This window comes from Streptomyces viridosporus T7A, from assembly GCF_008704515.1.
In the GTDB taxonomy this organism is placed as follows: domain Bacteria; phylum Actinomycetota; class Actinomycetes; order Streptomycetales; family Streptomycetaceae; genus Streptomyces; species Streptomyces viridosporus.
Genome location: NZ_CP023700.1, coordinates 3418137 through 3430823, shown reverse-complemented (window position 1 = coordinate 3430823; position 12687 = coordinate 3418137). Strand labels below are relative to the sequence as shown.

The following is a 12687-nucleotide window of genomic DNA, read 5'->3' as shown; positions in this document are numbered from 1 at the left end:
GGCTGCCCAGCACGTCAGAAGGGGGCCCGGTGGCCGCTCAGGCTCAACAGGAAACCGCGGTCGGTCCGGTTCACGACTCCGTTCGCGACCGGGAGATCCGCGTCGAACAGGAACACCTGGACCGGGTGTACCGGCGTCTCGAGGAGAAGATCCACGAGGCCGAGTTCCTCATGCGCGACGCCGCCCGGCGCGGCCAGGTCGGCACGCCCGGCGCCCTCGCCGAACGGGACGCCCAGGTCTTCCGGGCCGGCGTCCACCTCAACCGGCTGAACAACGAGTTCGAGGACTTCCTCTTCGGCCGCATCGACCTGCTGCTCGGCAAGGACGGCAAGAAGGGGCCCGACGGCGCCTACACCGCCGTCGAGCCCGCCGAGGGCGCCGTGCGCCCCGACAACACCGCCGACATCGCCGAGACCCTGCACATCGGCCGGATCGGCGTCCTCGACGAGGACTACGCCCCGCTGGTCATCGACTGGCGGGCGCCCGCCGCCGCGCCCTTCTACCGCTCCACCCCGGTCGATCCCGGCCGGGTCGTGCGCCGCCGGGTGATCCGCTCCAAGGGCCGCCGCGTCCTCGGCGTCGAGGACGACCTGATGCGCCCGGAGCTGACGGCGTCCCTCGACGGCCACGAGCTGCCCGTGATCGGCGACGGCGCCCTGATGGCCGCGCTCGGCCGGGCCCGTACCCACACCATGCGGGACATCGTGGCCTCCATCCAGGCCGAGCAGGACCTGGTGATCCGCGCCCCCGCCGCCTCCGTGACCCAGGTCGAGGGCGGCCCCGGCACCGGCAAGACCGCCGTCGCCCTGCACCGGGCGGCCTACCTGCTCTACCAGGACCGGCGCCGGTACGCGGGCGGCATCCTGATCGTCTCGCCCACCCCCCTGCTGGTCGCCTACACCGAGGGCGTGCTGCCCTCCCTCGGCGAGGAGGGCCAGGTCGCCATCCGCGCCATCGGCTCGCTGGTCGAGGGCGCCGAGGCCACGCTGTACGACTCCCCGTCGGTGGCCCGCGTCAAGGGCTCGTCCCGCATGCTCAAGGTGCTGCGGAAGGCCGCGCGCGGAGCGCTGGAGGGGAACGATTCGCCCGAGCGGCTGCGGGTCGTCGCCTTCGGCCGGCGGCTGGAGCTCGAGGCCGGGGAGCTGGCGGACGTCCGCCGCGCCGCCCTCGGCGGCACCGCGCCGGTCAACCTGCTGCGCCCCCGCGCCCGCAAGCTGCTGCTCGACGCCCTGTGGGAGCGCTCCGGCGCGGCGGGCCGGCACACCGACCCGGAGCTCGCCGCCGAGCTGCGCTCCTCCTTCGACGAGGACGTCACCTCCGAGGACGACTTCATCGCCTTCCTCGACGCCTGGTGGCCCGAGCTGACCCCGGCCGCCGTCCTCGACGCCATGGCGGACGAGAAGCGCCTGGGCCGCTGGGCCCGCCGCGTCCTCAACCCCGGCGAGGTCCGCAGGGTCGCCCGCTCCCTGCAGCGGGCCGGGTACTCCGTGCACGACATCGCGCTGCTCGACGAGCTCCAGGCCGTCCTCGGCGCCCCGGCCCGGCCCCGGAGGAAGCGCGAGATCGACCCGCTGGACCAGCTCACCGGTCTGGAGGAGCTGATGCCGGTGCGCGAGGAGTCGCAGCGCGAGCGGGCCGAGCGGCTCGCCCAGGAGCGCGTCGAGTACGCCCACGTGATCGTCGACGAGGCCCAGGACCTCACCCCGATGCAGTGGCGCATGGTCGGCCGGCGCGGACGGCACGCCACCTGGACGGTCGTCGGCGACCCGGCCCAGTCCTCCTGGTCCGACCCCGACGAGGCCGCCCGGGCCCGCGACGAGGCCCTCGGCACCCGGCCGCGCCGCCGGTTCCGGCTCACCGTGAACTACCGCAACCCGGCGGAGATCGCCGACCTGGCGTCGAAGGTGCTGGCCCTCGCCATGCCCGGCTCCGCGCCGCCGCGGGCGGTGCGCTCCACCGGCGTCGAGCCGCGCTTCGCCGTCGTGCGCGACGCGCTGGGCGCGACGGTGCGGCAGGAGGCGGCACGGCTGCTGGAGCGGGTCGACGGCACGGTCGGCGTGGTCGTCGCCATGCAGCGCCGCGAGGAGGCCCGGCGCTGGCTCGACGGGCTGGGCGACCGCGTGGTGGCGCTCGGCAGCCTGGAGGCCAAGGGGCTGGAGTACGACGCCACCGTCGTCGTCTCCCCGGCCGAGATCGCCGACGAGTCCCCGGCCGGCCTGCGCGTCCTCTACGTGGCGCTCACCCGGGCCACCCAGCAGCTGACGGTGGTCGCGCAGGAGCGCGACGAGCCGGACGCGGCCGGGGTGCCGGATCTGCTGAGGGACTGATCCGGGCGCGCGGAAAAACCGCTTGCGCGACGGGAATGGCTCACCGGGATCCTTTTGTTAGCCTGGACGTGGCACCGGCCCGATCCAAGCCCCCGGGCCCAACCTTAGTCGCTTCGAGCGACCACTTGCCGCGAGGCGAGCATGGCGGGTCGGTGTCATCAAACGTGCGAGAGGCCCACGTCACCCGGGTGACGTGGGCCTCTTCCGTGCCCGGGGCCCCTTCACCGGGGTGGATCTTCCCTCGTAGAGTGGAACACGTTTTCCGAAATGTGCCGGAGGTACCCACTCCGGCCGCGAACAAAACGTTCGCAATGCGCAGCGGCTACCGCGTACTCGGCGGTAGGTGCGACGATCGGACGGCACAGTGCTGTGACACGCAGCGACAGCAGCGAAACGGTGAAAGAGGAAGCCCGCCATGGCAACGGCGCCCAGCGTCTCCTACTCGATGACCATCCGGCTGGAGGTGCCCGCGAGCGGAACCGCGGTATCCCAGCTCACCGGGGCTGTCGAGTCCCACGGAGGCTCGGTGACCGGCCTCGACGTCACGGCGTCCGGCCATGAGAAGCTCCGCATCGACGTCACCATCGCGGCCACCTCCACCGCCCACGCCGACGAGATCGTCGAGCAGCTGCGCGGCATCGAGGGCGTCACCCTGGGCAAGGTCTCGGACCGTACGTTCCTCATGCACCTCGGCGGCAAGATCGAGATGGCGTCGAAGCACCCCATCCGCAACCGTGACGACCTGTCCATGGTCTACACGCCGGGCGTGGCCCGCGTCTGCATGGCGATCGCCGAGAACCCCGAGGACGCCCGCCGCCTCACCATCAAGCGCAACTCCGTCGCGGTCGTGACGGACGGCTCCGCCGTGCTGGGCCTGGGCAACATCGGCCCCAAGGCCGCGCTGCCGGTCATGGAGGGCAAGGCGGCCCTGTTCAAGCGGTTCGCCGGCATCGACGCCTGGCCGCTCTGCCTCGACACCCAGGACACCGACGCGATCGTCGAGATCGTCAAGGCCATCGCCCCGGGCTTCGCCGGCATCAACCTGGAGGACATCTCCGCCCCCCGCTGCTTCGAGATCGAGGCCCGGCTGCGCGAGGCGCTGGACATCCCCGTCTTCCACGACGACCAGCACGGCACCGCGATCGTCGTCCTGGCGGCCCTCACCAACGCCCTGCGGGTCACCGGCAAGGGGATCGAGAACATCCGCGTCGTCATGTCCGGCGCCGGCGCGGCCGGCACGGCCATCCTGAAGCTGCTGCTCGCCGCGGGGGTGAAGAACGCCGTCGTGGCCGACATCCACGGGGTCGTCCACGCGGGCCGCGAGGACCTGGCCGACGTCGACCCGGCCTCGGCCCTGCACTGGATCGCCGACCACACCAACCCCGAGAACCTCACCGGCACGCTGAAGGACGCGGTGCGCGGCGCGGACGTCTTCATCGGCGTCTCCGCCCCGAACGTCCTCGACGGCGCGGACGTGGCCGCGATGGCCGAGGGGGCGATCGTGTTCGCGCTCGCGAACCCCGACCCCGAGGTGGACCCGGCGATCGCCCGCCAGACGGCGGCGGTCGTGGCCACCGGGCGCTCCGACTTCCCCAACCAGATCAACAACGTGCTGGTGTTCCCCGGTGTGTTCCGCGGCCTGCTGGACGCCCAGTCCCGCACCGTCAACACCGAGATGATGCTGGCCGCCGCGCAGGCGCTGGCCGACGTGGTGACCGAGGACGAGCTGAACCCGAACTACATCATCCCGAGCGTGTTCAACGACAAGGTCGCGGGCGCGGTGGCCGGTGCGGTGCGGGACGCGGCCAGGGCGGCCGGGGCGTGAGCCCCCGGACGCGCGGGGCCGGCCGGCCGCTCCCGGGGCTGTGAGGATCGCCACGGCCGGTTTCACATCGGCGCGTCGTGGAACGCGTAGGTCCTGACCGCCCTCTAGGGTGGCGGCCGGGCTCGGGCGCAGATCCCTGCGGTCCGTCGCCGGAAGCGGACCGAACGTCACCGCATCGGGGGCCGTGGTGTTCTTCGTGTGACTCCCTCGGGTGTTCTCACGGCTCCCGCGGGTGCCGGATTGGCATTACCGCCGCTGGTAGAGGCAGGATGCGTCTCTGGGCGCGAGGGTCTGACGACGGACCCGGGTCCGGGGACTCACCGAGGAACCTGGCAGCATCGGCTTCGCCGTGCCCGACATGCGGCTCCGCCGCGTGGCACGCCTCAACGGCAAGAAGAACACGGGAGTAACAACATGAACCGCAGTGAGCTGGTGGCCGCGCTGGCCGACCGCGCCGAGGTGACCCGCAAGGACGCCGACGCCGTGCTGGCCGCGTTCGCCGAGGTCGTCGGCGACATCGTCTCCAAGGGCGACGAGAAGGTCACCGTCCCCGGCTTCCTGACCTTCGAGCGCACCCACCGTGCCGCTCGCACCGCGCGCAACCCGCAGACCGGTGAGCCGATCCAGATCCCGGCCGGCTACAGCGTGAAGGTCTCCGCGGGCTCCAAGCTGAAGGAAGCCGCCAAGGGCAAGTGACCCTGACGCTCGTGCGTCCCGGGACGGCGTACGAGACACGGTGACACCGAAAAGGGCGGCCCCCGCAGAGGGGCCGCCCTTTTCGACGTGCGTGTGAGCGCTTCGGCCGGGTCCGGGGCCGGAGGAGTACCTGGTCCGGCGGCTCGGCCTCGACACCCGGGCTCGCCGGCTTCTCCGGGCCGTTTCTGTCCGCCCGGGGCCACCCCCGCGCCCCGGCCGGGGCGCGGGGACGGGGGGTCAGATGAGTGCCTTGCCCGGCAGCTCGGCCTTGGCCCCCAGGTCCGCCAGCTTCTCCATGAAGTTCTCGTAGCCCCGGTTGATCAGGTCGATGCCGTGGACGCGGGACGTGCCCTGCGCCGCGAGCGCGGCGATGAGGTAGGAGAAGCCGCCGCGCAGGTCGGGGATGACCAGGTCGGCGCCCTGCAGCCGGGTGGGGCCGGAGACGACCGCCGAGTGCAGGAAGTTGCGCTGGCCGAAGCGGCAGTCGGAGCCGCCCAGGCACTCGCGGTAGAGCTGGATGTGGGCGCCCATCTGGTTGAGCGCGGAGGTGAAGCCGAGGCGGGACTCGTAGACCGTCTCGTGGATGATCGACAGGCCGGTCGCCTGGGTCAGGGCGACCACCAGCGGCTGCTGCCAGTCGGTCTGGAAGCCGGGGTGGACGTCCGTCTCCAGCGCGATGGACTTCAGCTGCCCGCCGGGGTGCCAGAAGCGGATGCCCTCGTCGTCGATCTCGAAGGCGCCGCCGACCTTCCGGTAGGTGTTCAGGAACGTCATCATCGAGCGCTGCTGGGCGCCGTGCACGTAGATGTTGCCCTCGGTCGCCAGCGCCGCGGACGCCCAGGAGGCGGCCTCCAGGCGGTCGGGCAGGGCGCGGTGGGTGTAGCCGCCGAGCTTGTCCACACCGGTGATGCGGATGGTCCGGTCGGTGTCCATCGCGATGATGGCGCCCATCTTCTGCAGGACGCAGATCAGGTCCTCGATCTCCGGCTCCACCGCCGCGTTGGACAGCTCGGTGACGCCCTCGGCGAGCACCGCCGTCAGCAGCACCTGCTCGGTGGTGCCGACGGACGGGTACGGCAGCCGGATCTTCGTGCCGCGCAGCCGCTGCGGGGCCTCCAGGTACTGGCCGTCCGCCCGCTTCTCGATCGTCGCGCCGAACTGGCGCAGCACGTCGAAGTGGAAGTCGATGGGCCGGCCGCCGATGTCGCAGCCGCCCAGGCCGGGGATGAACGCGTGCCCGAGCCGGTGCAGCAGCGGACCGCAGAACAGGATCGGGATCCGCGAGGAGCCCGCGTGGGCGTCGATGTCGGCGACGTTGGCGCTCTCCACGTGCGTGGGGTCGAGGACCAGTTCGCCGGGCTCCTCGCCCGGACGGACCGTCACACCGTGCAGTTGCAGCAGCCCTCGTACGACGCGGACGTCACGGATGTCCGGAACGTTGCGCAGGCGGCTCGGAGCGCTGCCCAGCAGCGCGGCGACCATGGCCTTCGGTACGAGGTTCTTCGCACCGCGGACACGGATCTCGCCCTCCAGCGGGGTTCCGCCGTGGACCAGCAGGACATCGTCGTTGACGGTCATGAATCTCGCGTTCCGTGGGGAGTGGGGCAGGGGCCAGAAGGGAAAGAGTAATCGTCCCTCACCCCCCTTCCGTAAGCCCGCGGGGGGCCCGGCAACGTCATGGGTCTGTCACAACACGAACCGTTCCAGAGCGGGCACATGGGGTCACCGCCGCGGTCGTGCGCCGGGGACGCCCCCCGGCCGTCCGCCCGTCTCCCGCCGTCCCCCTCGACCGGGCCCCCCACCAGGCCGCTCCTTTCGATCACGGCCGTGTTCACTCCCACACCCCGGTTGCCTCCCCACGCGGGGGGAAGATGCGGGATCATGTCTGGCATGACCGAGGTGTCCTCGCTCACAGGGCGGCTGCTCGTGGCCACGCCCGCCCTGGCGGACCCGAACTTCGACCGTGCGGTGGTGCTCCTCCTCGACCACGACGAGGAGGGCTCGCTCGGCGTCGTCCTCAACCGTCCGACCCCGGTGGACGTGGGCGACATCCTGGAGGGCTGGGCCGACCTCGCGGGCGAACCCGGCGTCGTCTTCCAGGGCGGCCCGGTGTCGCTGGACTCGGCCCTCGGCGTCGCGGTCGTCCCCGGCGGGGCGGCCGGGGAGGCGGCCCCGCTGGGCTGGCGCCAGGTGCACGGCGCGATCGGGCTGGTCGACCTGGAGGCCCCGCCGGAACTGCTCGCCTCCGCCCTCGGCTCCCTGCGCATCTTCGCCGGATACGCCGGCTGGGGCCCCGGCCAGCTGGAGGACGAACTGGTGGACGGCGCCTGGTACGTCGTGGAATCGGAGCCCGGCGACGTCTCGTCCCCGGCCCCGGAGCGGCTCTGGCGCGAGGTGCTGCGCCGCCAGCGCAACGAGCTGGCGATGGTCGCCACGTATCCGGACGACCCGTCGCTCAACTGACGCGTGCGGGCTTCAGTACCCTTGGCTGTTATGAGCACTCTTGAGCCCGAGCGCGGGACTGGTACGGGGACCCTCGTCGAGCCGACGCCGCAGACCTCCCACGGCGACGGTGACCACGAGCGCTTCGCCCATTACGTCCAGAAGGACAAGATCATGGCGAGTGCCCTCGACGGCACTCCCGTCGTGGCGCTGTGCGGCAAGGTCTGGGTGCCCGGCCGCGATCCGAAGAAGTACCCGGTGTGTCCCCTGTGCAAAGAGATCTACGAGTCCATGGGCTCCGGCGGTGACGACAAGGGCAAGGGCGACAAGTAGGTCCTCCCCCTCCTGCCGCGGGTCTCGTCCGAAGGCCCCCGGGCGCGTTTTGCGTGCCCCGGGGGCCTTTGTGCTGTCCGCGCGTTGCACGGGGTGCGCCGACCGGTCACAGAGTGGTTGAGACCTCTTGTGGTGCGGTTCACCCAGTCCCTAGCCTCCGGTGTGTTGTTGTGCACAGCGAAACAAACATTGCGCATGTTGCAACGCACCATCGGAGGAGCACTCCATGAAGTTGTCCGTCCGCATGGTCGCCCTCGCGGCCGTCCTCGCCACCGCCGCCTGCGCGCCCCAGACCTCCGGCACCTCCTCCTCCGACAAGGACGAGAAGACCGGGACCCTGCGCGTCTGGCTCTTCCAGGAGGTCAACAACAAGCCCAAGGAACAGGCCGTCGACTCCGTCCTCGCCGCGTTCGAGAAGGCGCACGAGGGCACCGAGGTCACCGTCGAGTACATCCCCGTCGAGACCCGCGCCCAGCGCATCAAGGCGGCCTTCAACGACCCGAAGTCCGCGCCCGACCTCATCGAGTACGGCAACACCGACACCGCGGGCTACGTGCGGGACGGCGGACTCGCCGACGTCACCGAGGAGTTCGAGGCCTGGGAGGAGACCGAGGACACCGATCCGACCGCCCGGCAGTCGGTCACCGTCGACGGCAAGGTCTACGGGGCCCCGTACTTCGTCGGCGTCCGCGCGCTGTACTACCGCACGGACGTCTTCGAGGAACTCGGCCTCGACGTCCCGAGGACCCAGGCCGAGCTGATCTCCACCGCCAAGAAGGTCCGCGCCGCGAAACCGGGGATGTACGGTATCGCCGTCGGCGGCGCCTACACCTACGGCGCGATGCCCTTCATCTGGGCCCACGGCGGTGAACTCGCCACCGGCAAGGGCGGCTCGTACGCCTCCGCCATCGACGGCGCCGACGCGCGCAAGGGCATCGAGGCCTACACCTCCCTCTTCGGCGACGACAACTGCCCGGCGGCCAAGTGCGCCGGGATGGGCGGCAACGACACGGTGACCGCCTTCGCCTCGGGCAAGGCGGCCATGGCGATCGGCGGCGACTTCAGCCACGCGGCCGTCGAGGCCGGGAAGGTCAAGGGCAAGTACGCCGTCGTCCCGCTGCCGGGCGTCGAGCCCGGCTCCATCGCCCCCGCGTTCGCCGGCGGGAACAACCTCGGCGTGCTGAAGTCCACCTCGCACCGCACCCTCGCCGTCGACCTGATGAAGCGGCTGGCCTCCAAGGAGGCCCAGGGCGAGCTGTTCGAGGGCATGGGCTTCCTGCCGACCTTCTCGGACGTGCGCCGCCGGGCGGCCGAGGAGGAACCGTTCGTGAAGCCGTTCGTCGAGACGCTCGCCGCCGGCACCAAGTTCGTGCCGGCCTCGCCCGCCTGGGCGCGGATCGACTCCTCGCTGGTGCTGCCGACCATGTTCCAGGAGGTCGTTAGCGGCAGGAAGGACGTGGCGACCGCCTCGGCGGACGCCGCGAAGAAGATGAACGAGGCGTTCGGCTCGGTGGGCTGAACCCGTGGTCGCACAGGACACGGCGGTCGTGGAGCGCACCCGCACGGCGCGTTCCACGGCCCCCGCACCCCGCACCCCGCGAGGCCGCCGGCCGGGACCCGCCCCCTGGCTCCTCCTCGCCCCCGCGCTCGTGGTCCTCGGCGGACTGCTCGCCTACCCCGTCTACCAACTCGGCCTGATCTCGCTCTTCCACTACACCCAGGCCCAGGTCAGCGGCGGCGAACCGACCACCTTCGAGGGCCTGGGCAACTACGCCGAACTGTTCGGCGACGACCGGTTCTGGCAGGTGCTGCGGGACACCGTGCTGTTCGCGGCGGCCTGTGTGGTCTGCACCCTGGCCGTGGGCTGCGCGCTCGCCGTGCTGCTCACCCGGGTGCGGGCCGTGCCCCGGCTCGCGCTGATGCTGGCCGCGCTGGGCGCCTGGGCGACCCCGGCCGTCACCGGTTCCACGGTCTGGCTGCTCCTCTTCGACGCCGACTTCGGCCCGGTCAACCGGGTGCTCGGGCTCGGCGATCACGCGTGGACGTACGGGCGGCTGAGCGCCTTCTTCCTCGTCCTGCTCGAAGTGGTGTGGTGCTCCTTCCCGTTCGTGATGGTGACGGTCTACGCCGGCATCCGCGCCGTACCGTCGGAGGTGCTGGAGGCCGCCGCCCTGGACGGCGCCTCGCAGTGGCGGATCTGGCGCTCGGTGCTCGCGCCGATGCTCCGGCCGATCCTGGTCGTCGTCACGATCCAGTCGGTGATCTGGGACTTCAAGGTCTTCACCCAGATCTACGTCATGACGGGCGGCGGCGGCATCGCGGGCCAGAACCTGGTCCTCAACGTCTACGCCTACCAGCAGGCGTTCGCGTCCTCGCAGTACAGCCTCGGCGCGGCGATCGGCGTGGTGATGCTGCTGATCCTGCTCGCCGTGACGCTGGTGTACCTGCGGCTGCTGCGCCGCCAGGGGGAGGAATGGTGACGCTCGTGAGCAGGGACCGGGGGCGCCGGGTGAATCCTGTGCGCCGGTCCGTCCGGCGGCCGGGGCGGGCGGCGGCCGAGGCGGCGGCGCTGCTGATCGCCGCCGTGGTGGCCTTCCCGCTGTACTGGATGGTGCTGAGCGCCTTCAAACCGGCCGGGGAGATCGAGTCGACCGAGCCGCGGCCGTGGACGCTGGCGCCCACGCTCGACTCCTTCCGGCGGGTGTTCGGACAGCATGAATTCGGCCGGTACTTCCTCAACAGCGTCGTCGTCGCGGTCGTCGTGGTGATCGCCTCGGCGCTGATCGCGTTTCTCGCCGCGACCGCCGTGACGCGTTTCCGGTTCCGCCTGCGGACCACCCTGCTGATCATGTTCCTGGTGGCCCAGATGGTGCCCGTGGAGGCGCTGACCATTCCGCTGTTCTTCCTCATGCGGGACTTCGGTCAGCTCAACACGCTGTGGTCGCTGATCCTGCCGCACATCGCGTTCTCGCTGCCGTTCGCGATCTGGATGCTCAGGGGATTCGTGAAGGCCGTTCCGGAGGCACTGGAGGAGGCCGCGTACATCGACGGAGCGAGCCGGACGCGCTTTCTGTGGCAGATCCTTTTCCCGCTCGTCCTGCCGGGGCTGGTGGCCACGAGCGTCTTTTCCTTCATCTCCACCTGGAACGACTTCCTGTTCGCCAAATCCTTCATCATCAGCGACATCTCCCAGTCGACCCTGCCGATGGCGCTGCTCGTCTTCTACAAACCCGATGAACCGGACTGGGGCGGGGTCATGGCGGCCTCCACCGTGATGACGATCCCGGTCCTGGTCTTCTTCGTACTCGTACAGCGGCGTCTGGTCTCCGGACTGGGCGGCGCGGTAAAGGACTGACGTGACCGAAACCACCGACACGACCTCACCGGCGACGGATCTCGTTCCCGCGCCGCGGACCGTCGAGGGGCCGACGCGCCGCACGGTCCCGCTGACCGGGGACACCACCCTGTGGGCCGCACCCGGCACGGGCACCACCGAGCGCTGGCTGCGCTCCACGCTCGGCGCGGCCCTCGGCCTGCCGCTCCGGCCGGGCCCCGAGGACGCCCCCGACGGCCTGCGGCTGCGCCTCGACGACACCCTCGCGCCCGAGGCGTACCGGCTGGCCGCCGTGCCCGACCGGGGCATCGAGATCACCGGCGGAAGCGCCGCCGGTGTCTTCTGGGGCGCCCAGACCCTGCGCCAGCTGCTCGGGCCGGACGCCTTCCGCAGGGCGCCCGTGCGGCCGGGCCGCACGCTCGGCGTCCCGCACCGGATCATCGAGGACGCCCCCCGGTTCCGCTGGCGCGGCCTCATGCTGGACGTCGCCCGGCACTTCATGCCCAAGGAAGGCGTGCTGCGCCAGATCGACCTGATGGCGGCGCACAAACTCAACGTCCTGCACCTGCACCTGACGGACGACCAGGGCTGGCGGATCGAGATCCGGCGGTACCCGAGACTGACGGAGGTCGGCGCCTGGCGCGCCCGGACGAAAATCGGCCACCGCGCGTCACCGCTGTGGGAGGACAAGCCGCACGGCGGTTACTACACCCAGGACGACATCCGCGAGATCGTCGCCTACGCCGCCGAACGGCACATCGGCGTCGTCCCGGAAATCGACGTACCCGGCCACTCGCAGGCCGCCATCGCCGCATATCCGGAACTCGGCAACACCGATGTCGTCGACACCGCCTCCCTCACCGTCTGGGACACCTGGGGGATCAATCCGAACGTGCTCGCCCCCACCGACGAGACCCTGCGCTTCTACGAAGGGGTGCTCGAGGAAGTCCTCGAACTGTTCCCCGCGGACACCGGCGCGTCCTCTCCGGCCGTCCCCTCCACCCCCTTTTCGGGCTTCGTCCACCTCGGCGGCGACGAATGCCCCAAGGACCAGTGGCGCGCGTCGGCCACCGCGCAGCGGCGGATCGGCGAACTCGGGCTGAAGGACGAGGACGCGCTCCAGGCCTGGTTCATCGGGCACTTCGCCGACTGGCTCGCCGCGCGGGGACGGCGGCTGATCGGCTGGGACGAGATCCTCGAGGGCGGGCTCGCCCCGGGCGCCGCGGTGTCCTCCTGGCGCGGGTACGCGGGCGGCATCGCCGCCGCCCGCGCCGGACACGACGTGGTCATGTGCCCCGAGCAGCAGGTGTACCTGGACCACCGGCAGGACGCGGGCCCCGACGAACCGGTGCCGATCGGGTACGTGCGCACCCTGGAGGACGTCTACCGGTTCGAGCCCGTGCCCCCGGAGCTGACGGCCGAGGAGGCCGGGCGGGTGCTGGGCACCCAGGCCAACGTGTGGACCGAGGTGATGGAGGACCAGGGACGCGTGGACTACCAGGTCTTCCCCCGGCTCGCCGCCTTCGCCGAGGTCGCCTGGAGCTCCCTGCCCGCCCCCGCCGAACGCGACGTCGCCGACTTCGAGCGGCGGATGACCGCCCACTACCGGCGCCTCGACGCCCTGGGCGTCGCCTACCGGCCGCCCACCGGCCCCCTGCCCTGGCAGAAGCGTCCGGGCCTGCTGGGGCGCCCGATCGAGGGCGCGCCCCCGAACCTGTAGGGACTCGTCG

At 71.5% G+C, this 12687-nt stretch carries 10 protein-coding genes; 9 read left to right on the top strand and 1 reads right to left on the bottom strand.

The features are described 5' to 3' along the window. The first annotated feature begins 29 nt into the window (after nucleotides 1–29). From CP969_RS15905 to CP969_RS15895, 3 genes are all read left to right on the top strand, one after another. On the top strand, nucleotides 30–2327 hold the full coding sequence (locus tag CP969_RS15905; RefSeq protein ID WP_026085135.1) for a HelD family protein: 2298 nt from the start codon (nucleotides 30–32) through the stop codon (nucleotides 2325–2327). Between the two features lie 415 nt (nucleotides 2328–2742). After that, on the top strand, nucleotides 2743–4152 hold the full coding sequence (locus CP969_RS15900; RefSeq protein ID WP_004987454.1) for an NAD-dependent malic enzyme: 1410 nt from the start codon (nucleotides 2743–2745) through the stop codon (nucleotides 4150–4152). Nucleotides 4153–4566: 414 nt separating this feature from the next. Next, nucleotides 4567–4848 carry an HU family DNA-binding protein gene (locus CP969_RS15895; protein WP_004987462.1) on the top strand — a complete coding sequence of 94 codons (282 nt, stop codon included), beginning with the start codon at nucleotides 4567–4569 and terminating at the stop codon, nucleotides 4846–4848. Nucleotides 4849–5085: 237 nt separating this feature from the next. Here CP969_RS15895 and murA read toward each other — a convergent pair whose 3' ends face one another. Next, nucleotides 5086–6426, bottom strand: coding sequence for a UDP-N-acetylglucosamine 1-carboxyvinyltransferase (gene murA / locus CP969_RS15890; protein WP_004987463.1), 1341 nt, complete (start codon nucleotides 6424–6426; stop codon nucleotides 5086–5088). A gap of 312 nt (nucleotides 6427–6738) precedes the next feature. On the opposite strand from murA, the gene CP969_RS15885 reads away from it, so the two are divergent. The 6 genes from CP969_RS15885 (at nucleotide 6739) to CP969_RS15860 (ending at nucleotide 12677) form a co-directional block, all read left to right on the top strand. Further along, nucleotides 6739–7311, top strand: coding sequence for a YqgE/AlgH family protein (locus tag CP969_RS15885; protein ID WP_016826039.1), 573 nt, complete (start codon nucleotides 6739–6741; stop codon nucleotides 7309–7311). 30 nt (nucleotides 7312–7341) lie between these two features. Next, entirely contained in the window at nucleotides 7342–7623 is a 282-nt protein-coding gene (locus tag CP969_RS15880) for a DUF3039 domain-containing protein (RefSeq protein WP_016826040.1), read from the top strand. 226 nt (nucleotides 7624–7849) lie between these two features. Next, nucleotides 7850–9142, top strand: a complete 1293-nt coding sequence (locus CP969_RS15875) for an extracellular solute-binding protein (protein WP_004987471.1) — start codon at nucleotides 7850–7852, stop codon at nucleotides 9140–9142. Between the two features lie 4 nt (nucleotides 9143–9146). Then, on the top strand, nucleotides 9147–10103 hold the full coding sequence (locus CP969_RS15870) for a carbohydrate ABC transporter permease (RefSeq protein ID WP_004987473.1): 957 nt from the start codon (nucleotides 9147–9149) through the stop codon (nucleotides 10101–10103). Then, nucleotides 10097–10978, top strand: coding sequence for a carbohydrate ABC transporter permease (locus CP969_RS15865; RefSeq protein ID WP_171817498.1), 882 nt, complete (start codon nucleotides 10097–10099; stop codon nucleotides 10976–10978). The genes CP969_RS15870 and CP969_RS15865 overlap by 7 nt, the downstream gene beginning before the upstream one ends. A gap of 1 nt (nucleotide 10979) precedes the next feature. Then, complete coding sequence (locus CP969_RS15860) at nucleotides 10980–12677, top strand: beta-N-acetylhexosaminidase (RefSeq protein ID WP_016826042.1); 1698 nt, start codon at nucleotides 10980–10982, stop codon at nucleotides 12675–12677. The last annotated feature ends 10 nt before the right edge of the window (nucleotides 12678–12687 follow it).